Source organism: Nocardioides marinus (assembly GCF_013408145.1).
Classification (GTDB): Bacteria; Actinomycetota; Actinomycetes; order Propionibacteriales; family Nocardioidaceae; genus Nocardioides; species Nocardioides marinus.
The window spans coordinates 2,376,463-2,396,916 of record NZ_JACBZI010000001.1 but is presented as its reverse complement, the minus strand read 5'-3'; the positions used below and the strand labels follow the sequence as shown (position 1 = coordinate 2,396,916).

General features: G+C 72.1%; 20 protein-coding genes. 15 read left to right on the top strand and 5 right to left on the bottom strand.

All coding sequences use genetic code 11. The features are described 5' to 3' along the window. Nucleotides 1-81: 81 nt before the first annotated feature. The 6 genes from pyrH (at nucleotide 82) to BKA05_RS11325 (ending at nucleotide 5,296) form a co-directional block, all read left to right on the top strand. The gene (gene pyrH, locus BKA05_RS11350; protein ID WP_179531528.1) at nucleotides 82-795 is read left to right on the top strand and encodes a UMP kinase; all 714 of its coding nucleotides are present in this window, start codon (nucleotides 82-84) and stop codon (nucleotides 793-795) included. Nucleotides 796-896: 101 nt separating this feature from the next. After that, nucleotides 897-1,451, top strand: coding sequence for a ribosome recycling factor (gene frr / locus BKA05_RS11345; protein ID WP_298755598.1), 555 nt, complete (start codon nucleotides 897-899; stop codon nucleotides 1,449-1,451). Between the two features lie 21 nt (nucleotides 1,452-1,472). After that, nucleotides 1,473-2,369 (top strand): phosphatidate cytidylyltransferase, encoded by an 897-nt coding sequence (locus BKA05_RS11340; protein ID WP_179531526.1) that lies wholly within the window; start codon nucleotides 1,473-1,475, stop codon nucleotides 2,367-2,369. A gap of 70 nt (nucleotides 2,370-2,439) precedes the next feature. After that, on the top strand, nucleotides 2,440-2,829 hold the full coding sequence (locus BKA05_RS11335; RefSeq protein WP_179531525.1) for a hypothetical protein: 390 nt from the start codon (nucleotides 2,440-2,442) through the stop codon (nucleotides 2,827-2,829). A 13-nt stretch (nucleotides 2,830-2,842) separates the two neighbouring features. Continuing rightward, a complete protein-coding gene (rlmN, locus tag BKA05_RS11330; protein WP_462938310.1) occupies nucleotides 2,843-4,033 on the top strand; it encodes a dual-specificity RNA methyltransferase RlmN in 1,191 nt (396 codons plus the stop codon). A gap of 96 nt (nucleotides 4,034-4,129) precedes the next feature. Next, entirely contained in the window at nucleotides 4,130-5,296 is a 1,167-nt protein-coding gene (locus BKA05_RS11325; protein ID WP_179531523.1) for a glycosyltransferase family 4 protein, read from the top strand. A 7-nt stretch (nucleotides 5,297-5,303) separates the two neighbouring features. Here the strand turns inward: BKA05_RS11325 and BKA05_RS11320 are convergent, their stop codons facing one another. From BKA05_RS11320 to BKA05_RS11300, 5 genes are all read right to left on the bottom strand, one after another. Then, nucleotides 5,304-6,401, bottom strand: coding sequence for an LOG family protein (locus BKA05_RS11320; RefSeq protein ID WP_179531522.1), 1,098 nt, complete (start codon nucleotides 6,399-6,401; stop codon nucleotides 5,304-5,306). A gap of 33 nt (nucleotides 6,402-6,434) precedes the next feature. Beyond that, the gene (locus BKA05_RS19725) at nucleotides 6,435-7,337 is read right to left on the bottom strand and encodes an RIO1 family regulatory kinase/ATPase domain-containing protein (RefSeq protein ID WP_179531521.1); all 903 of its coding nucleotides are present in this window, start codon (nucleotides 7,335-7,337) and stop codon (nucleotides 6,435-6,437) included. 166 nt (nucleotides 7,338-7,503) lie between these two features. Next, the gene (gene ddaH, locus BKA05_RS11310; protein WP_179531520.1) at nucleotides 7,504-8,295 is read right to left on the bottom strand and encodes a dimethylargininase; all 792 of its coding nucleotides are present in this window, start codon (nucleotides 8,293-8,295) and stop codon (nucleotides 7,504-7,506) included. Between the two features lie 35 nt (nucleotides 8,296-8,330). Then, nucleotides 8,331-9,635, bottom strand: a complete 1,305-nt coding sequence (locus BKA05_RS11305) for an NAD(P)/FAD-dependent oxidoreductase (RefSeq protein ID WP_246290224.1) — start codon at nucleotides 9,633-9,635, stop codon at nucleotides 8,331-8,333. 65 nt (nucleotides 9,636-9,700) lie between these two features. After that, nucleotides 9,701-10,174 (bottom strand): Lrp/AsnC family transcriptional regulator, encoded by a 474-nt coding sequence (locus BKA05_RS11300; protein ID WP_179531519.1) that lies wholly within the window; start codon nucleotides 10,172-10,174, stop codon nucleotides 9,701-9,703. 187 nt (nucleotides 10,175-10,361) lie between these two features. Here BKA05_RS11300 and BKA05_RS11295 point away from each other — a divergent pair, with 187 nt between their 5' ends. From BKA05_RS11295 to BKA05_RS11255, 9 genes are all read left to right on the top strand, one after another. Next, complete coding sequence (locus BKA05_RS11295) at nucleotides 10,362-11,555, top strand: polyamine ABC transporter substrate-binding protein (protein ID WP_179531518.1); 1,194 nt, start codon at nucleotides 10,362-10,364, stop codon at nucleotides 11,553-11,555. Beyond that, nucleotides 11,552-12,748, top strand: coding sequence for an ABC transporter ATP-binding protein (locus tag BKA05_RS11290; protein WP_343045630.1), 1,197 nt, complete (start codon nucleotides 11,552-11,554; stop codon nucleotides 12,746-12,748). The genes BKA05_RS11295 and BKA05_RS11290 overlap by 4 nt, the downstream gene beginning before the upstream one ends. Beyond that, nucleotides 12,745-13,662, top strand: a complete 918-nt coding sequence (locus BKA05_RS11285; RefSeq protein ID WP_179531517.1) for an ABC transporter permease subunit — start codon at nucleotides 12,745-12,747, stop codon at nucleotides 13,660-13,662. The genes BKA05_RS11290 and BKA05_RS11285 overlap by 4 nt, the downstream gene beginning before the upstream one ends. Next, complete coding sequence (locus BKA05_RS11280; protein WP_343045629.1) at nucleotides 13,659-14,522, top strand: ABC transporter permease; 864 nt, start codon at nucleotides 13,659-13,661, stop codon at nucleotides 14,520-14,522. Before BKA05_RS11285 ends, BKA05_RS11280 begins: the two co-directional genes overlap by 4 nt. Beyond that, nucleotides 14,519-15,937, top strand: a complete 1,419-nt coding sequence (locus BKA05_RS11275; RefSeq protein ID WP_179531516.1) for an FAD-dependent oxidoreductase — start codon at nucleotides 14,519-14,521, stop codon at nucleotides 15,935-15,937. Before BKA05_RS11280 ends, BKA05_RS11275 begins: the two co-directional genes overlap by 4 nt. A 34-nt stretch (nucleotides 15,938-15,971) precedes the next feature. Beyond that, the gene (locus BKA05_RS11270; protein ID WP_343045628.1) at nucleotides 15,972-17,468 is read left to right on the top strand and encodes a CoA-acylating methylmalonate-semialdehyde dehydrogenase; all 1,497 of its coding nucleotides are present in this window, start codon (nucleotides 15,972-15,974) and stop codon (nucleotides 17,466-17,468) included. Between the two features lie 139 nt (nucleotides 17,469-17,607). Beyond that, entirely contained in the window at nucleotides 17,608-18,300 is a 693-nt protein-coding gene (locus BKA05_RS11265; RefSeq protein ID WP_343045627.1) for a class I SAM-dependent methyltransferase, read from the top strand. Nucleotides 18,301-18,381: 81 nt separating this feature from the next. Next, a complete protein-coding gene (locus BKA05_RS20480; protein WP_415836668.1) occupies nucleotides 18,382-18,717 on the top strand; it encodes a DUF4304 domain-containing protein in 336 nt (111 codons plus the stop codon). A 498-nt stretch (nucleotides 18,718-19,215) separates the two neighbouring features. Then, nucleotides 19,216-20,394, top strand: coding sequence for a DUF222 domain-containing protein (locus BKA05_RS11255; protein WP_179531513.1), 1,179 nt, complete (start codon nucleotides 19,216-19,218; stop codon nucleotides 20,392-20,394). Nucleotides 20,395-20,454: the final 60 nt, after the last annotated feature.

The window sequence follows — 20,454 nt, the reverse complement described above, 5'->3', positions numbered from 1 at the left end:
CCTCAACCACAGGTCGAGCGGACCGGCCTTCTCGCACGTCCGGACCCGCCCCACTCCCCAGACCTCTCGGAAGGACGCAGGATGACCCAGTACCAGCGCGTGCTGCTCAAGCTCTCGGGCGAGGTGTTCGGCGGCGGCCAGGTCGGCGTCGACCCCGACGTCGTCTCGACCATCGCCCACGACGTGGCCGAGGTGGTCCGCAGCGGGGTCCAGGTCGCGGTCGTGACCGGCGGCGGCAACTTCTTCCGCGGCGCCGAGCTCCAGCAGCGCGGCATGGACCGCGTCCGTGCCGACTACATGGGCATGCTCGGCATCGTCATGAACTGCCTGGCCCTGCAGGACTTCCTCGAGAAGCTCGGCATCGAGACGCGGGTGCAGACCGCGATCACCATGGGCCAGGTCGCTGAGCCCTACGTCCCGCGGCGCGCCATCCGGCACATGGAGAAGGGCCGCGTGGTCATCTTCGGTGCCGGGATGGGCATGCCGTTCTTCTCCACCGACACCGTGGCGGTCCAGCGGGCCCTGGAGAGCCGCTGCGACGCGGTGTTCTTCGCCAAGAGCGGTGTCGACGGCGTCTACAGCGCCGACCCGCGCAAGGACCCCGAGGCCACCAAGTACGACCACATCACCTTCGACGAGGCCATCTCCCAGGGCCTGGCCGTCGTCGACCAGACCGCCTTCACCCTGTGCGCGGAGAACAAGCTGCCCATGGTGGTCTTCGGGATGGAGCCCGAGGGCAACATCCCGCGCGTGCTCAAGGGTGAGAGGATCGGGACGCTGGTCGACGCCGGCTGAGCCCCGCTCGCCACCTCGCCAGCAGCAGCACGGACCGGACAGACCCCCGCAGACCAGCAGCACGTACGCCGCACGAGACGCCGAGACCAGGAGCAACAGTGATCAACGACATCCTCAACGAGGCTGACAGCAAGATGGACAAGTCGGTCGAGTCGACCCGCGAGGACTTCGTCGCGATCCGGGCCGGCCGCGCCAACCCCTCGATGTTCAACAAGATCGTCGTGGACTACTACGGCACCCCCACGCCGCTGCAGCAGCTGGCGTCCTTCACCGCCCCCGAGGCGCGGATCATCCTGATCAGCCCCTACGACCAGGGCGCGATGAAGAACATCGAGCGCGCGATCCGCGACTCCGACCTGGGGGTCAACCCCGCCGACGACGGCAAGGTCATCCGCTGCGTCTTCCCCGAGCTGACCGAGGAGCGCCGCAAGGAGTTCATCAAGGTCGCCAAGGCCAAGGCCGAGGACGGCCGGGTCGCCGTGCGCAACCTGCGCCGCACCGCCAAGCAGGCCCTGGAGAAGCTCGAGAAGGACGGCGAGGTCGGCAAGGACGACGTGACCGGCGCCGAGAAGAAGCTCGACTCGATCACCAAGAAGCACACCGACGCCATCGACGAGATGCTGAAGAACAAGGAGGCCGAGCTGCTGGAGGTCTGAGACCTCCGCACGCTCGACCCGATGGACACCCCCACCCCCACGGGCCCCACTCCCGCGAGCCAGCCCACCTCGGGCAAGGACCACGGTCGAGCCGGTCGCGACCTCAAGGCCGCGATCGGCTCCGCGGCCGTCCTGCTCGGGGCGATCGCCGCCTCGCTGCTCTTCTTCAAGGCCGCCTTCATGGTGATCGTCGCGATCGCTGTGTGCGTGGCCGTCTGGGAGCTCGGCCGCGGGTTCTCCGCCAAGGGCATCGACCTGCCCGAGGAGCCGCTGATGGTGGGCGGCGTGGTCATGGTGGTCGTCGCCTACCTCTTCGGCTCCGACGCCCTGGTGACCGCCACCGCGGTGACCGGCCTGGTCACGATGCTCTGGCTGCTGCGCCGCGGCATCGAGGGCTACGTCCAGAACGCCTCCGCCTCGCTGTTCACCCTCGTCTACGTGCCCTTCCTGGGGTCCTTCGTCGCCCTGCTGCTCTCCGAGGGCGGACTGGGCGGCGGCGGCCTGGACGACGACGGCGTGCGCGGCATCATCGTCTTCATCGGTGTCACCATCGCCTCCGACACCGGCGGCTACGTCGCCGGTGTGCTGTTCGGCAAGCACCCCATGGCCCCGGTGATCTCGCCCAAGAAGTCCTGGGAGGGCTTCGCCGGGTCGATGGTGTTCACCGTCGCCGCCGGCATCATCCTGATCGTGTGGCTGCTCGACGGGGACTGGTGGGTCGGCATCTTCCTGGGCCTCATCGCGGTCGTCATGGCCACCCTGGGCGACCTGTGCGAGTCGGTGATGAAGCGCGACCTCGGCATCAAGGACATGAGCCAGGTCATCCCCGGCCACGGCGGGCTGATGGACCGGCTGGACTCCCTGCTGGCCACCATCGCGCCGATCTGGCTGCTGCTGCACCACCTCGTCTACCGCTGAGCCGCTGCTGGCGGCACCCCGCCCGGCGCGGGGGTGCGTGCCCGGCCGGGGTTCGGGGCATGCTGGGCCCATGACGGGCCACCCCAGCGACCCCAGCGCCGCTCTCGACCCGCGGGACACCGCGACCCTCCCGGCGACGCCCGCCGAGGAGCCGCAGCCGAGCTGGTGGCACCGCGGGCACCCCGTCTTCGCGGCCCTGACCGGCTTCTTCGCCGGGCTGGTCTTCGTCGTGGTCGTCCCCGGCGCGTACGCCGCCGTGCTGGCCGCCCTGATGGACTACGAGGCCGCCGAGGAACTCTTCCCGTTCGTGCTGGTCACCCTGGCGGTGCCGATCGCGCTGCTGGTCCACCCGCTGACGCGCCGCTTCGCCCGCTACATGCTCCTCGGCATCTTCTCCACCGCCCTCGTGGTCGGGGGAGTGGCCGCCCTGGTGCTGTGGCTGCTGGTCAGCCGGGGCTGAGGCACGGGTCACGGTGCCGGCCGATGGTTCGGCCGTACACCCCCGCGGGTGGGAGGATGGGGCCGTTATGTCCCAGACGCCTGCTGAGCCCATCAAGACGCTGCCCCTGGTGATGGAGGAGCCGCGCGGTCGAAAGAAGCCGCCGCGGCACCTGGCCGACCTCACCCCGGCCGAGCGCAAGGCGCTGCTGGAGGAGCAGGGCCTGCCCGGCTTCCGCGCCAAGCAGCTCTCCACGCACTACTTCGCGCGGCTGGTCGACGACCCCGAGCAGATGACCGACCTGCCGTCGGGGCAGCGCGCCGACCTGGTGGGGGCCCTGCTGCCCGAGCTGATGACCCCGCTGCGCACCATGGAGGCCGACAAGGGCACCACGCGCAAGGTGCTGTGGAAGCTCTTCGACGGCGCCCTGGTCGAGTCGGTGCTCATGCGCTACCCCGACCGCGCGACCATGTGCGTGTCCAGCCAGGCCGGCTGCGGCATGGCCTGCCCGTTCTGCGCCACCGGTCAGGGCGGCCTGCAGCGCAACATGAGCACCGCCGAGATCGTCGAGCAGGTCGTCGCCGGCGCCCGGTCGCTGGCCCGTGGCGAGGTGCCGGGCGGCCCGGGCCGGGTCTCCAACGTGGTCTTCATGGGCATGGGGGAGCCGCTGGCCAACTACAAGGCGGTCATCGGCGCCGTTCGCCGGCTCACCGACCCCACCCCCGACGGGCTCGGCATGTCCGCGCGCGGCGTCACCGTCTCCACCGTCGGCCTGGTGCCGCGCATCAAGCAGCTGGCCACCGAGGGCATCCCGGTCACGCTGGCGCTGAGCCTGCACGCCCCCGACGACGAGCTGCGCAACGAGCTGGTCCCGATCAACACCCGCTTCTCCGTGGCCGAGACCGTCGACGCCGCCTGGGAGTACGCCCGCACCACCAAGCGCCGCGTCTCCATCGAGTACGCCATGATGCGCGGCATCAACGACCAGGCCTGGCGCGCCGACCTGCTCGCCGACGTCCTCAACGCCCGCGGTGACTGGGGCTGGGTGCACGTCAACCTGATCCCGCTCAACCCCACGCCGGGCAGCAAGTGGACCGCCTCCGACCCCGCCGACGAGCGTGAGTTCGTCCGCCGGCTGGAGGCCAAGGGGATCCCGACGACGGTCCGCGACACCCGCGGCTCCGACATCGACGGCGCCTGCGGGCAGCTCGCGGCCACCGAGTAGGCCGGCGAGCGGGTTCCACGGACGTTCACCTGAGCGTCCCGGACACCCCACCCCACGCTTCCCCGGAGGTCCGCTCGCGGCCCCACCGTGAGGGTCATGACGATCCTGCACGCACCCCGCCCCACCGGCAGCGACCGGCTGCGGGTGCTGGTGGTCTCCGAGTCCTTCCTCCCGCAGGTCAACGGGGTGACCAACTCCGTGCGCCGGGTGCTGGAGCACCTGGCCGCCGAGGGCCACGTGGCCGAGCTGGTCGCACCCACCGGCCCGGCGTCGTACGCCGGCTTCCCGGTGACCGTGGCGCGCGGCGCCAGCCTGCCGTTCTACCGCGACTTCCGCATCGGCCTGGAGACACGGCGACGACTGCGGTTCGTGATGCAGCGCTTCCGGCCCGACGTCGTGCACCTGGCCTCCCCGGCCACGCTCGGGCACCAGGCGGCCCTGGTCGCGCAGGAGCTCGGCATCCCGGCGGTCGCGGTCTACCAGACCGACCTGGTCGGCTTCGCGCTGCGGTACGGCATCGCCGGCGGTCCCCGCGCGATGGCCCGGCTGACCACCCGGATCCACGGCCGGGTGGCGCGCACCCTGGCGCCCTCCAGCGCCAGCATGCGCCAGCTCGCCGACCTCGGCGTGGCCGACACCCACCTGTGGCCGCGGGGCGTGGACCTCGAGGCGTTCCACCCCGGGCGCCGCGACGACGCCGTGCGCGACCGGATCGCTCCCGACGGGCGGCTGCTGGTCGGGTACGTCGGCCGGCTGGCCGCCGAGAAGGAGCTGGACCTCCTCGTGCACCTGCACGCCGACCCGCGCTTCCGCCTGGTCCTGGTCGGCGGTGGGCCGGAGGAGGGCCGGCTGCGTCGGCTCCTGCCCGACGCCCACTTCGCGGGGGTGCTCCACGGCGCGGAGCTGGGGGCGGTCTACGCCTCGCTCGACGTGTTCGTGCACACCGGGCGGCACGAGACCTTCTGCCAGTCCGCCCAGGAGGCGCTGGCCTCCGGCGTCCCGGTGGTGGCGCCGCGCAGCGGCGGCCCCGTCGACGTGGTCGCCGACGAGGTGGCCGGCTTCCTCTACAGCCCCGGCGACGTCGGCGAGCTGGGCGGCTTCGTGGACCGCCTCGTGGACGACGCGCTCCTGCGGCGCCGCGTCTCGCGCGCGGCGCGGCTCAGCGTGGCCGACCGGTCGTGGCGTGCGGTCAACGACGCCCTGGTCGATCACTACCGCGAGGTCAGCGGCGTCCCGGCACGCGCGGGGCTGCTCGCGGGCTGAGCCGGCCTCAGACCAGCAGCGCCGCGGCCTCCTCGACGGTGTCGACGAGGTGCACCGAGTCGGCCATCGCGCGCTCGGCGGCCAGCGCCTGCAGCAGCGGCCACGCAGGCAGGGTGCGGGTCCAGTGCTCGACCCCGACCAGCACCATCGGGGCCACGTCGCCGGCGTCGGCGTAGTAGTTCTCGCAGGCGTCCTGGAAGACCTCCTGCACCGTTCCCGCGGCGCCCGGCAGGAAGACGATGCCGGCATCGCAGACCTCCAGCAGGATCGCTTCGCGGGTGGCGTTGCGGAAGTACTTCGCGATGGCCGTGGCGAAGACGCCCGGCGGCTCGTGGCCGTAGTGCCAGGTCGGGATCGCGAGGTTCTCGCGCGGATCGCCGAAGCGGTCGCAGATCGCGAACGCCGAGCCGGCCCACGCATCGACCGACGGGCGGTACGACGGCACGCGGGCCAGCTCGGCGACGGCCTCGTCCACCGCCGCAGCCGGGTGCGCCGCGAGCCGGGCGCCGAGGTTGGCCGCCTCCATCGCCCCGGGGCCACCGCCGGTGGCCACGGTGAGCCCGTCCCCGAGCAGGTGGCCGAGCCGGGCGGCGTCGGTGTAGGTGGCGTCGCCCCGCCGCGCCGCGTGCCCGCCCATCACGCCGACGACCCGGTGCTCGGCCCGCCAGGTGTCCAGGGCGAGGTCGATCGCGTGGTCGTGCAGCGTGCGGGCGAGCGCGGCCTCGTCGGCCGAGGAGCCCGGGGGCAGGTCCTGGGACCACGCGTAGGCGCGACCGTCGAGCGAGTCGGTCCACCGGGGCGCGTCGTAGAGCTCGGCCGCGGTGTAGAGCCTCTGCCGGCGTACGTCGACCGGGACGTCGGGGTCGCTGAGCCGGGGCAGGACCACGGCGCCGTCGGCCTCGGCGCCGCGCACGACCTCCTCGTCGAAGTCGCACCCCAGGAACGTCGCGCCCTCGAGGTCGTGGCCGGCCAGCAGGTCGCGACGACCCCGCAGGTCCACGTGGCGCACCCGCCACCCCGACAGGTGGCGCACCCCCTCGCCGAGCCGGCGCTCGAGCTCGGCGAGGGTGGTGACGTCGACGGTGTGGCCACGGGTGCGTCTCACGACCGAGACCCTACGTGCGGGTCGCGGACCCGGTCAGAACGCGTGCGCCAGCAGCTCGGCGTACAGGTCGAGCTCGTCGACCTCGAGGCCGCGTGCCCGGAACCAGGTGCACATGTTGCGGCAGTCGCGCAGCAGGAAGTCCATCCCGTTGACGTTGCCGACCAGGTCCACCATCTGCGGCAGGTCGATGATCACCAGGCGCTCGCCGGCCGCCAAGGTGTTGTACGGCGACAGGTCGCCGTGCACCAGCCCGGCCTGCACCATCGTGGCCATCGCCTCGCGCAGCTGCTCGAACCACGACCCGAGCAGGTCGGCGTCGGGACGGGTCTGCGCCAGTCGCGGGGCGGTCTCCTCGCCGTCGGGGCCCTCGATGCTGATCCACTCCATCAGCACCTCGGTCCCGTCGACCTGCACGGGGTAGGGGACCGGCAGGCCGAGCGACCAGAGCCGGCTGAGCGCCTGGAACTCCGCCCAGGCCCACTGCCCGGCGGCGACGCTGCGTCCGTAGGCGGACTTCTTGGCCATCGCACGGTTGTCGCGGGTGTTCCGGACCGCCCGGCCCTCGGTGTAGGCCGCCGAGCGGTGGAAGGAGCGCTGCTCCTCGCCGCGGTAGCGCTTGGACACCAGCACGACCGACTCGCCCACCGCGTCGGAGCCCGGCACGGCGCGCTCGAGCAGGAACGCGTCGGCCTCCTTGCCGGTCTTGAGGACACCGAGCTCGGTGTCGATGGCGGCCTGCGAGGTCACGACCCAGTCGGGTCGGGGCTCGGGTCCGCGGGCCAGGGGCTCGACGTCGAGCCAGGTGCTCCAGCGCTGGCTGGTGTCGTCGATCTCGTCGCTGTCGCGGAAGTCGAAGACGAAGGCCGGGTCGATGCCGGCGTACTGCTGGGGGTGCTGCTCAGGGTGACGGGACGACGTCCCGTGAGGTGTGGTCACTGCGGGTGCTCCGGTGCGTGAGGAGGGGGTGGTCTGCAGGCAGGCCCAGGACAGTCATGGACATGTCACGCTCCTTCACGCTCGGGCGGCGCGGTGCCGCTCAGGTCGGCGCCCGGGTGGGCGCCGAGGACATGGTGGCGCCGGGTGGACCCTGGGCGCCACCGAATTAGCGTGGGTCCCAGGTCGGGCCGGGGGCCCCGCGCAGCCGCACCGACAGGCAGGTCACGCACCCCTCGAGCTTCTCCAGCTCCCCGATGTCGACGGCCACCACCCGCAGGCCGCGCTCCTCGAACCGGGCCCGGGTCCGTGGGGCGGCGCTCGACATCAGCACCGTCGACTCGTCGAGCACCACCACGTGGCAGCCCGGCTCCTCGGGGACCGACTCGTAGCGCTCCCACACGCTCGCGTCGTCGACGACCGGGTCCCACCCGATGACGGTGCCGTCGGGGAGCGCGGTCACCGCGGACTTCAGGTGCAGCACCTTCGCGAGGGGTACGCCGACGACGACCGCCCCGAGCGGCGCGAGGTGCGTGCGGAGCTGGTCGACGGCGCCCGGCGTCGTACGCCCTCCGAGGCCGACCCAGACGGTGCCGTCGTGCTTGAGCACGTCGCCGCCGTCGAGGGTCTCGGGCGCCTCGATGTGCTCGATGCGGTAGCCGAGCCCGCGCAGCTCCTGCTCGGTGCCGGCGGTCTCGGGCTTGCGCTCGTCGGCGCCGGGGCGGCTGATCACCGCGACGTCGCCGTAGACCACGACGGTGTCCTCGACGAAGACAGCGTCGGGGCAGTCGTCGGCCGGCGGCACCTCGATGGTGCGCCAGCCCTCGGCGTGCAGGGCGTCGACGTAGCCCTGCCACTGGCGCAGCGCCAGGTCGGGGTCGACGGGTGACCGCTCGAGGTGGGTCACCAGACCCTCGGCGACGCGGGGGCCGGGGCGACGGACGAGCGCGAGCTTCCTCATGGCGCCATCCTCACACCCGACCGTGCGCCGCGGGGTCAGCCCAGCAGCGGGGCGACGGCACGGGCGACGAGCGAGGGCCGACCGGTGAGCCGCTCCTCGGCGTCGGCGAGCACCGTGGCGCGCAGCCCTGCGTTGATGCCCAGCCAGCGCAGCGGCTCGGGCTCCCAGTGCGGCGAGGCATGCCCGACCCAGGCGAGACGAGTCAGGTCGGTGTCCCGGCCGAGCACGAGGTCGCGCAGCGTGCGGCCCGCGAGGTTGGTGGTCGACAGCCCGTCACCGACGTACCCGCCGGCGTGCGCGAGCCCGGTGCGCCGGTCGAGCCCGACCGAGGCGCACCAGTCGCGCGGGATGCCGAGGGGTCCGCCCCAGGCGTGCTCGACACGCACCCCGCGCAGCACCGGGAACATCTCGTGCAGCGTGCCCAGCAGCCGTGCGAAGACCCGGGGGTCGCGGTCGTGGGCGGGGTGGACGCGCGACCCGAGGTGGTACGGCGCGCCGCGGCCGCCGAAGACCATCCGGCCGTCGGCGGTGCGCTGGCCGTAGACGATGAGGTGGCGGTGGTCGCTGAACGTCTCGCGCTCGCGCAGCCCGATCCGCTCCCAGGTCGCCTCGGGCAGCGGCTCGGTGGCGATGACCAGGGAGTAGACCGGGGCCAGGGCCCGGCGCAGCCCGGGCAGCCGGGGCGTCCAGGCCTCGGTGGCGCGGACGACGACGTCGGCGCGCAGGGTGCCGCGGTCGGTGCGGACCCGGCCGGGCTCCACCGCCAGCGCCGTGGTGCCCTCGTGGATCGTCACGCCGCGTCGCTCCACGGCGCGGGCCAGGCCGCGGACCAGGCGCACGGGGTGCAGCGCGGCGCAGTCGGGCGTGTACGTCGCCCCCACCGTCCCGGCGGCGTCCAGGCGTGCCCGGGCGGCGCCGGCGTCGAGGAGCGCCAGCTCGGTCTCGGGGCGACCCCAGGTGCGGGCGTGCTCGACCTCGGCCCGGGCCCGGGCGAGCTGGGCGGCGCCGCGGGCCAGCACCACCGTGCCGCCCTTGGCGGCCCGGGCGTCGATCCCCTCGGCTGTTGCGGCGCGCAGCACCTCGTCGACCGTGGCCCGCATCGCCCGGTGCTGGGCCAGGGCGGCGTCCCGCCCGTGGTCGCGGGCCAGAGAGTCGGCGGAGGCGGGGAAGAGGGCGGAGCACCACCCGCCGTTGCGGCCCGACGCGCCGTACCCGGCGACCTGCGACTCCACGACGGTGACCCGCAGGGTGGGGTCGGCCTCGGCGAGGTAGTGGGCGGTCCACAGGCCGGTGAGGCCGGCGCCGACGACCGCGACGTCGGCGTCGCGGTCACCGGGCAGCGGCGGCCGCGGCGCCCAGTCCTCCTCGGCGCTCGCGTGCCACAGCGAGAGCCGGGCGACCTCGCTCAGCGCACGCCCCAGGAGTAGGTCTGCTTGCGCAGCTTGAGGTACATGAAGGTCTCGGTGGCCACGACGCCCGGGATGTTGCGGATCCGGTGGGAGATCAGGTCCAGCAGCGCTTCGTCGCTCTCGCAGACGACCTCGGCGAGCAGGTCGTAGGAGCCGGCGGTGATGACGACGTAGTCGATCTCCTCGAGCTCGGCCAGCGCGTCGGCGACCGGCTCGAGCTGGCCGGTGCAGCGCACGCCGACCATGGCCTGGCGGGCGAAGCCCAGCTCGAGGGGGTCGGTGACGGCCACGACCTGCATGACGCCGCTGTCCACGAGCCGCTGGACCCGCTGGCGCACGGCGGCCTCGGAGAGACCGACCACCTTGCCGATGGCGGCGTAGGAGCGTCGGCCGTCCTGCTGGAGCTGCTCGATGATCGCCTTGGACACCTCGTCGAGGTTCAGGCCGGTGCGCTCCTGCTTCCTGGTCATGCCGCGCACCGTACCGTCCTGGGCGCCCTTCGCGCGTGGTGCGGCGACATCCGGACAAGGGATTTCGTTGCACTTCTGTTTCCAGACCACGGTTTCCCTTGTTCGATCGGTCGTAGGCTGCGACGATCCACATTCAGCCCATGGGTGACGCCCGTCCGCGACACCCGTCAGCGATGGAGGTCGACCGATGCCCCTGGAACCCTTCCGCCCCCTTCCGCCCCACCGGGTGGGCCGCCGCTCGCTGCTGCGCGGCGCCGGCCTCGGCGCGCTGGCCCTGGGCGCCCCCTCGCTGCTGGCCTCCTGCGGCACCGAGTCCCAGGTGCAGACCACGGAGAGCTGCACCTCCACCGACCTCTCGGACACCGAGAAGATGCTGGTCTTCTCCAACTGGCCGGAGTACATCGACGTCAAGGGCAAGAAGATGCCCACGCTCGACGCCTTCGAGGCCGAGTCGGGCATCAGCGTCACCTACAACACCGACATCAACGACAACAACGAGTTCTTCGGCAAGGTCAAGGACCAGCTCGGCAGCTGCGAGCCGATCGGGCGCGACATCGTGACCATGACCGACTGGATGGCCGCCCGGATGATCAGCCTGGGCTGGATGCAGGAGCTGGACAAGGACGCGATGCCCAACGTCGCGGCCAACCTCAAGAGCGACCTGCGCTCGCCCACCTGGGACCCCGACCGCTCCTACAGCGTCCCGTGGCAGTCCGGGCTCACCGGCATCGCCTACAACGCCAAGTACACCGGGGAGGTCGGCTCCTTCGAGGAGCTGATGACGCGCAGCGACCTGAAGGGCAAGGTCAGCCTGCTCAGCGAGATGGGCGACACGATGCTGTTCATGCTGCTGCTCGAGGGGGCGGACCCCGAGGAGTTCAGCCAGGACCAGTGGGGCTCTGCCCTGGAGCGGCTCGAGGGCTACGTGAAGTCCGGGCAGGTCCGCCGCTTCACCGGCAACGACTACATCCGCGACCTCAACGCCGGCAACGTCGTGGCCTGCGAGGCGTGGTCGGGCGACGTCATCGCCATGCAGTACGACAACCCCGACATCAAGTGGGTCGTGCCCGAGGAGGGCCTCTCCCTGTGGTCGGACAACATGATGGTGCCCAACCGCGCCGACCACCGGGCCAACGCCCAGGCGCTGATGGACCACTACTACCAGCCCGAGGTCGCCGCGACCCTCGCCGCGTGGGTCAACTACATCTGCCCCGTCGACGGGGCCCAGGAGGCCATGGAGTCGATCGACCCCTCGCTGGTCGACAACGAGCTGATCTTCCCCAGCGAGGAGTTCCTCTCCGGGGCCTACGGCTTCATGGAGCTGGACGAGAAGACCCGTCAGCAGTACGACAAGGACTTCGCCCGGGTGATCGGCGCGTGAGCGTGGCCACCTCGTCGGACCCCGCGCAGCCCGGCGCGGCCGCCGCGGCCGCCGCGGGGACCCCCGGCACCGGTGAGGACCTCGTCCTGACCGGGGTGACCAAGCGCTTCGCCACGTTCACCGCGGTCGACGACCTCGACCTCACCGTGCCGCAGGGCTCGTTCTTCGCGCTGCTGGGCCCCTCGGGCTGCGGGAAGACCACGACGCTGCGGATGGTCGCGGGCCTGGAGGAGCCCACCGAGGGCAGCATCCGGCTCGGGCAGCAGGACATCACCCGCCTCAAGCCCTACAAGCGCCCGGTCAACACCGTCTTCCAGAGCTACGCGCTCTTCCCGCACCTCACGATCGCCGACAACGTCGCCTTCGGGTTGCGGCGCCGCGGCCGCAAGCAGGTCGCCGAGGACGTACGCCGCATGCTGGAGCTGGTCGAGCTCGGCGACCTGGCCGGGCGCCGGCCGGCCCAGCTCTCCGGCGGACAGCAGCAGCGCGTCGCGCTGGCCCGTGCACTGATCAACCAGCCGCAGGTGCTGCTGCTCGACGAGCCGCTCGGCGCGCTGGACCTCAAGCTGCGCCGGCAGATGCAGATCGAGCTCAAGCGGATCCAGACCGAGGTCGGGCTCACCTTCGTCCACGTCACCCACGACCAGGAGGAGGCCATGACGATGGCCGACACCGTCGCGGTGATGAACGCCGGTCGCATCGAGCAGCTCGGCTCCCCCGAGGAGCTCTACGAGAGCCCGGCGACCACCTTCGTGGCCAACTTCCTGGGCCAGTCCAACCTGGTCTCCGGGCGGGTCTCCGGACGCGACGGCGACCGGCTGGTGCTCGACGTGCACGGCCACCGGGTCGCCGCCAGCGGCGACCGGGCCGCCCCCGGGGCCGCCGACGGCGACGTGTGGGTGGGCGTGCGCCCGGAGAAGGTCGTGGCCACCGCCTCCGGCACCCCCGGTCCCGACGGCTGCGGCACGCTGCCCGGCGGCACCGTCACCGACGTCTCGTTCGTCGGCGTCAGCACCCAGTACCTCGTGCGGATGCCGTGGGGGCAGGAGCTGACGGTCTTCGCCCAGAACGACGGCTCCGCGGCCCGGCTGGTCCACGGCGCCCCCGTCGACCTGCACTGGCGCCCTGAGCACACCTTCCTGCTCGACGCCGCCCAGGACGCCCGCGCCGGAGTGCAGCGGGAGGGGGAGTGAGCGCCGCCGGACACCTGCCCGGGGGCGAGCCGGCGACCGACGTACCCGCCGCCGTGCCCGCCGCGCAGGGCCGGCGACGCGGTCTCGCGGGCTACCTCCTGCTGCTGCCCGGCGGGGCCTGGCTCGCGCTGTTCTTCGTGGTCCCCACGCTCACCCTGGTCGCCACCAGCCTCTACGACCCGGCCGGGTCGCTGCAGCTGGGCTACCAGATGACCTGGCACTGGCAGAACTACCTCGAGTCGATCAGCGACTACTCACCGCAGCTGGTGCGCAGCCTGCTCTACGCGCTCAGCGCGACCGTGGCGTGCATGCTGCTCGGATATCCGCTGGCCTACGCGATCGCCTTCAAGGCCGGGAGGTTCAAGAACCTCATGCTGGTCGCGGTCATCGCCCCGTTCTTCACCAGCTTCTTGGTGCGCACGCTGTCGTGGCAGTACATCCTCGGCGACAACGAGGCGGTGGTCTCGGTGCTGCGGACCCTGCACGTCCTCGGGCCCGAGGGGCACCTGCTGGCGACCCCGTTCGCGGTCGTCACCGGCATCACCTACAACTTCCTGCCGTTCATGGTGCTGCCGCTCTACGCCTCGCTCGAGAACATCGACGGCCGGCTCGTGGAGGCGGCGGCCGACCTGTACTCCTCGCCGTTCACCGCGTTCCGCACGGTCACGCTGCCGCTGTCGATGCCCGGCCTGGTCGCCGGCACGCTGCTGACCTTCATCCCCGCCGCGGGCGACTACATCAACGCCGAGCTGCTGGGGAACCCGACGACCCGCATGGTCGGCAACGAGATCCAGGACCTCTTCGCCGCCGGCGACTACCCGACCGCCTCGTCGCTGTCGGTGACGCTGATGGCCGCGATCGTGGTGCTGGTCTTCGTCTACGTACGCCGGGCCGGCACCGAGGAGCTGGTGTGAGCGCCGTGACGAGCCGGACCGCGGCGACGAGGCGCGCCCCGGCGCGACCGGGGCCGGCGGCACGGGTCGGGCGCTGGCTCGCCGACCACCTGCTGCTCGGGCTCGGTCTGCTGGTGCTGCTCTACATGTGCGTGCCGGTCTTCGTGGTGGTGCTGATGTCGTTCAACGACCCGGCCAGCCGCAACTCCTACAGCTTCGACGGGTTCACGCTGGCCAACTGGACCGACATCTGCGGGCCCTACCAGCTGTGCGACTCGCTGGTGACCAGCCTGCAGATCGGGTTGCTGGCGACGCTGGTGGCCACGCTGCTCGGCACCCTGATGGCCTTCGCGATGGTGCGGCACCGCTTCCGCGGCCGGGGCACCGCCAACGTCGTGATCTTCCTGCCGATGGCCACCCCCGAGGTCGTGATGGGCTCCTCGCTGCTGGCGCTCTTCGTCAACGCCGGCTTCTCCGGGGTGCTGGGCTTCTGGACGATCTTCGTGGCCCACGTGATGTTCTGCCTGTCCTTCGTCGTGGTCACCGTCAAGGCGCGGCTGACCGGCCTGGACCCGCGGCTGGAGCAGGCGGCGATGGACCTCTACGCCAACGAGTGGCAGACGTTCTGGCGGGTCAGCTTCCCGCTGGTGTTCCCGGGCATCCTGGGCGCGGCGCTGCTGTCGTTCTCGCTGTCCTTCGACGACTTCATCATCACCAACCTCAACGCCGGCCAGACCGTCACCTTCCCGATGTTCGTGTGGGGCGCCGCCCAGCGCGGCATCCCGCCGCAGATCAACGTCATCGGGACGATCATGTTCCTGCTGGCGCTGCTCGCGGTCGGGTTCGGCGAGCTCGCCAGCCGCCGGCGCCAGGGCCGGTGAGCCGCACCGCCGCCGCGGCGGCGCTGGCCGACGCCGCCCCGCGCACCTACTGGCTCGACGACCCCGCGCGACCGGCGCCGCTGCCGTCGCTGCGCGGACGGGTGGAGGTCGACCTGCTGGTGGTCGGCGGCGGTTACACGGGGTTGTGGGCGGCGCTCGAGGCCCGGCGCCGTCACCCCGACCGGTCGGTGCTGCTCGTCGAGGCCGGCGAGTGCGGGGGCCAGGCGTCGGGGCGCAACGGCGGCTTCGCCTCCGCCAGCCTCACGCACGGCTTCGGCAACGGTCTGGAGCGCTGGCCCGAGGAGCTCGCCGAGCTCGACCGGCTGGGGGAGCGCAACCTGGCCGAGATCGGCGAGACCGTCGCGGCACTCGGGATCGACTGCGACTGGCAGCCCACCGGTGAGCTCACGGTGGCGACCAGGCCCCACCACTTGGCCGAGCTGGCCGGGCTGCAGGAGGCCATGCGCGCGCACGGGGCCGACGGCGTACGGCTGCTGGAGGGGGAGGAGACGCGCGCGCTGCTGGACTCCCCGACCTACCTCGGTGCACTGCACGACCCCACCGGCACGACCCTGGTGGAGCCGGCACGGTTGGCGTGGGGGCTGCGCGAGGCGTGCCTGGACGCCGGGGTGCGGGTGCACGAGCGGACCCGGGCCACGGGGCTGGAGCGCGCCGGTGCCGCGGTGGAGGTCGGGACGCTCGGTCCGGAGGGCGCGGGCACGGTGCGGGCGCGGCAGGTGGTGCTGGCGACCAACGCGTTCCCGCCGCTGCTGCGCCGGCTGCGGCTGATGACGGTGCCGGTCTACGACCACGTGCTGATGACCGAGCCGCTCACCGCCGAGCAGCGACGCGCGATCGGCTGGGAGGGCCGCCAGGGGGTCGGCGACGCGGCCAACCTCTTCCACTACTACCGGCTGACCCGCGACGACCGGATCCTGTGGGGCGGGTACGACGCGGTCTACCACCACGGCTCGCGCATCGATGCCTCGCTGGAGCAGCGCGACGCGACCCACCGGCTGCTGGCCGAGCACTTCCTGGAGACCTTCCCGCAGCTGGAGGGCATCCGGTTCACCCACCGCTGGGGCGGGGTCATCGACACCTGCACCCGGTTCACCGCGTTCTTCGGCACCGCCGTCGGCGACCGGGTCGGGTACGCCCTGGGCTACACCGGTCTCGGTGTCGCGGCCTCCCGGTTCGGCGCCCAGGTGGTGCTGGACCTGCTGGACGGTGCCGACACCGAGCGCACCCGGGTGCGGATGGTCCGCGAGAGGCCGCTGCCCTTCCCGCCCGAGCCGCTGCGCCGGGTCGGTATCGACCTGACCCGCTGGTCGCTGGCCCGCGCCGACGCGCGCGGCGGACGGCGCAACCTGTGGTTGCGCGGCCTGGATGCCGCCGGCCTGGGCTTCGACTCCTGACCCGCCCTTGTCCCCTTCGGAGAGGAACACCATCGTGAGCACCCTGATCCCGCACTGGCGCGACGGAGCCCGCTGGCCGGGCGCGGCCTCCCGCACCGGCGACGTGCACGACCCGGCGACCGGCCGGGTCGCCGCGCAGGTGTCGTTCGCCTCCGCCGAGGAGGTCGACGCCGTGGTGCGCGAGGCCCGGGTGGCCGGCCGGGCGTGGGCGGAGGCGTCGCTGAGCCGGCGTACGTCGGTGCTGTTCGCGTTCCGCGAGGCGCTGGTGCGCCGGCGCCACGACATCGCGGCCGCCATCACCGCCGAGCACGGCAAGGTCCTCGACGACGCGTTGGGGGAGGTGCAGCGGGGGCTGGAGGTCGCGGAGTTCGCGTGCGGCGCCCCGCACCTGCTGAAGGGCTCGTTCTCCGACGGGGTCTCGAACGGGGTGGACGTGCACTCGCTGCGCCAGGCGCTGGGCGTGGTGGCGGTGGTCTCGCCGTTCAACTTCCCGGCGATGGTGCCGCTGTGGTTCGTGCCGGTGGCGATCGCGTGCGGCAACGCGGTGGTGCTCAAGCCGAGCGAGAAGGACCCGTCGGCGTCGCTGCTGCTGGCGCAGTGCTGGGCGGAGGCGGGTCTGCCGGCGGGCGTCTTCACTGTCCTTCACGGCGACAAGGAGGCGGTGGACGCGCTGCTGGAGCACCCGGAGGTGGCGTCGGTGTCGTTCGTCGGCTCGACGCCGGTGGCGCGCTACGTCTACGAGACGGGCACGCGGCACGGCAAGCGGGTGCAGGCCCTGGGTGGGGCGAAGAACCACATGGTGGTGCTGCCGGACGCGGACCTCGACGAGGTGGCGGACGCGGCGGTCTCGGCGGGCTTCGGCTCGGCGGGGGAGCGGTGCATGGCGATCTCGGTCGTGGTCGCGGTCGACCCGGTGGGGGACGAGCTGGTCGAGCGGATCGCCGCTCGGATGGCGGGGCTGCGCACCGGCGACGGGCGTCGCGGCTGCGACATGGGCCCGCTGGTGACCGGCGCGCACCGGGACAAGGTGGCCTCCTACGTCGCGGCCGGGGTGGAGGCGGGCGCGTCGCTGGTGGTGGACGGCCGGGAGGTGGTCCCGGACGGGGACGAGAACGGTTTCTGGCTGGGGCCGACGCTCTTCGACCACGTGGCGCCGGGGGTGCCGGTCTACGACGAGGAGATCTTCGGGCCGGTCCTGTCGGTGGTGCGGGCCGCGTCGTACGACGAGGCGCTGGCGCTGGTCAACGCGAACCCCTACGGCAACGGCACGGCGATCTTCACCGGCGACGGTGGCGCGGCCCGGCGGTTCCAGCGCGAGGTGGAGGTCGGCATGGTCGGCGTCAACGTCCCCATCCCGGTGCCGATGGCCTACTACTCCTTCGGCGGGTGGAAGGCGTCGCTCTTCGGTGACACCCACGCGCACGGCATGGAGGGCGTCCACTTCTTCACCCGCGGCAAGGTCGTCACCACCCGCTGGCCGGACCCCGCCTCGCGGCCCGGCATCGACCTGGGGTTCCCACAGCACCGCTGAGTCGTGGCTGCCGGGTGCCTTTCGGCGTGTCCGGCCGGGCGCGGTCGGCGCATGCTCAACGACGCGGCACACGGTGCGTCGGCGACCGGTGCGCGAGGCCCCGTGGGAGCGTGGGCGTCCTCGGGAAAGGACGGCCACGGTGACCGACTACGACGACTTCGCGGTGGCGTACGCGCGCAGCAACGAGTCCAACCTCTTCAACGCCCACTACGCGCGCCCGGAGGTGGTCCGGCTGCTGGGTGACCTGAGGGGACGACGGGTCCTGGACGTGGGGTGCGGCTCCGGCACGTTGACCGAGTCGCTCGTGGAGCAGGGCGCCGTGGTGACTGGGTCGGACCGCAGTGCCGCGATGGTGGAGCTGGCTCGTGAGCGGCTCGGCGACCGCGCCGAGCTCGACGTCGTCGACCTGAGCTCCCCGCTTCCCTACGCCGACGCGTCCTTCGACGACGCCGTCGCCTGCCTGGTCCTGCACTACGTCCAGGACTGGTCGGCTCCGTTGGCGGAGCTGCGTCGCGTCCTGCGGCCCGGTGGCCGGGTGGTCGTGGTGGTGAACCACCCCACGGCGCACGCGGTCGTCTATCCGGACGCCGACTACTTCGCGACCAGGGAGTACTCCGAGGACTACGAGTTCGACGGCCGCACCGTCTGGCTCACGTTCTGGCACCGCCCCCTCCACGCCATGTCCGACGCTTTCACCGAGGCGGGCTTCAGGATCGGCACCATCAGCGAGCCGCCCCCGGCCCCGGGCACCCCGGTCGAGCTGCTGCCGCCCGGCCTCGAGCCGGGGCGCAGCTTCATCTGCTTCCTGTTCATGGTCCTGGAAGCGGTCTGACGGTCGTGCGGTCTCCGTGCCCGTGATCGGGACGCCCAGTCGCGGCGCTAGGACGCAGTTCCGAACGATCGTCATCGCGGCATGAGCGGACGTTTGCGCCGTAGCCTTCACAGCGTGTTCCCGTCACCGCGAGCCGCCATGGACGACGCGCTGAAACGCGTGCTGGTCGTCGAACTCCGACGCCGTGGCTTCACCGGCAGTCTCCCGCACTTCCGTCGCCGTGATGCGGGACGCATTAGCCTTCTCAGCGTTCAGCACTTCTCTAGCGGAGGCAGTTTCGTAGTCGAGGTCGCTGCCTGCCCTCCGGCTGGGCACGTGACCTCATGGGGTGCAGACGTGGCCCCGTCAAAAGTGACGGCACGCGATATCAACGACCCGCGACCCCGTCTCGGAACCCGAACTTCCTGGGTTTGGTGACCACTGGTTCGTCTACGGGCCCCGCAACTACGAGACCGACGGCCAGACCGTCTTGCCCGACTCTCACTACGTCGCTGTCGCAGAGGACGTGGTGGTCCTCCTCGACCAAGCAGAAGCCTTTTGGTCGACCACGCCTGTGTGACCGCTCATCGGCATGACGGTGCACTCGCCTGTGCGCCGCGTGGCGGAGCTAGGAAGCGGCGCGGAGACCCGCGTCGTGCAGCCGCTCAGCCCGCAGGAGTCGTGGCGGGAAGCCCTCTGATCGCCCATGATCGCGGAGGGTTCGGTGCACCAGGTGCACCGAACCCTCCGCGTTGATGACCTGCGTCTACCTGGGCGGTAGGACTTGCTTCCGTGTGCCGACCACGACGAAGGTCACGGTTGGATCACGACTCCCGGTGGGGGTGTGGATCGGCCTGTTCTGGGGGGCCGGAATGTCGGTGGCGTGGTGTGTGCTGAGGTATGGCGGTTCTCGGGCAGCAGCACCCTCTCGACAAGGTGGTCGAGAAGCTGGCTGGTGCCCTCGACGGCGGCCACGCTGCGTCCCTGATCGGGCTGGACCAGGCTGCGACCGCGAACCTGCTGCGCGGGCTGGCGCAGGTGGCCTCTCGGCTGGATGCGTTGACCGCGACGGTGCTGGCGCACGCCACGAAGGTGCGGGTGGAGGAGACCAACGGCGCGACGACGACGGCGACGTGGTGGGCCGATGCCACCAACCGCAATCGCGCGACCGCGCACCGGGACGTGAAGCTCGCTGTGGCGCTCACTCGCCACGCCGCGCTGGCCGAGGCGCTCGCTGAGGGTCGGGTGAACACCGAGCAGGCCCACGCCATCGCCCGCGCCCTGGCAGACCTGGAGACCGACGGACCCGACGACCTCGACCCGGAGATCGTCACTCAGGCCGAGAAGCACCTTCTCGACTGCGCCGACGGGTTCGACGCCAAGCACCTGAAGGTCCTGGGTCGTCACGTGCTGACCGTGGTGGCGCCGGAGGTCGGGGAGGCGCACGAGGCGCAGCTGTTGGAGGACGAGGAGCGTCGTGCCGCCGAGAAGACCAGGCTGACGTTCGCCTCCGATGGTCACGGGATGGTGCACGGAAGGTTCTCGATCCCGACGCTGCACGGTGCGATGCTCGCGAAGGCGATCCAGGCGTTGACGTGGGCGAGGCAGGACCCGGCCGAGGTCCGCCAGATCCGGCCGACGCCGGTGGCTGCCGGTGCGGCGTTCACCGAGCTGCTGGAGCGGATCGACGCCAAGGACCTGCCCACGATCGGTGGTGTCGGGGCCACGGTGGTGGTCACGATGACCATCGACTCGCTGATGGGCGGCCTCGCGGGCGCGGCCCTGGACACCGGCGAGGTCATCTCCGCCAGCACGGCACGCCGGCTCGCCTGCGAGGCCGGCGTGATCCCGATGGTGCTGGGCGGTCAGTCGGAGGTCCTCGACGTCGGCCGTCGGCGCAGGTTCCACACGAAGGCCCAGCGGCTCGCGATCGCGCAGCGCGACAAGACCTGCGTCGTCGGCGGGTGTGATGCACCGCCGAGCAGGTGCCACGTCCACCACGTGATCCCGTGGTCCCAGGGTGGGGGCACCAGCGTGAAGGACGGGCGGTTGTACTGCTCGGCGCACCACGCGATGGTCCACGACCCGAAGCGGGCGGGAAGGTTGCGGACGTAGAACGCAGTGGGCAGGTTGCTCTTGTCTCACCGGGTCTCGACGCCCGCTCGTCGCTGGCGC

Excerpts from the sequence above, each read along its gene's own strand:
- BKA05_RS11300 (WP_179531519.1), bottom strand. The coding sequence starts at position 10,174 with ATGACCAGGAAGCAGGAGCGCACCGGCCTGAACCTCGACGAGGTGTCC.
- BKA05_RS11340 (WP_179531526.1), top strand. The coding sequence starts at position 1,473 with ATGGACACCCCCACCCCCACGGGCCCCACTCCCGCGAGCCAGCCCACC.
- ddaH (WP_179531520.1), bottom strand. The coding sequence starts at position 8,295 with ATGAGGAAGCTCGCGCTCGTCCGTCGCCCCGGCCCCCGCGTCGCCGAG.
- BKA05_RS11295 (WP_179531518.1), top strand. The coding sequence starts at position 10,362 with ATGCCCCTGGAACCCTTCCGCCCCCTTCCGCCCCACCGGGTGGGCCGC.
- BKA05_RS20480 (WP_415836668.1), top strand. The coding sequence starts at position 18,382 with ATGAGCGGACGTTTGCGCCGTAGCCTTCACAGCGTGTTCCCGTCACCG.
- BKA05_RS11325 (WP_179531523.1), top strand. The coding sequence starts at position 4,130 with ATGACGATCCTGCACGCACCCCGCCCCACCGGCAGCGACCGGCTGCGG.
- pyrH (WP_179531528.1), top strand. The coding sequence starts at position 82 with ATGACCCAGTACCAGCGCGTGCTGCTCAAGCTCTCGGGCGAGGTGTTC.
- BKA05_RS11335 (WP_179531525.1), top strand. The coding sequence starts at position 2,440 with ATGACGGGCCACCCCAGCGACCCCAGCGCCGCTCTCGACCCGCGGGAC.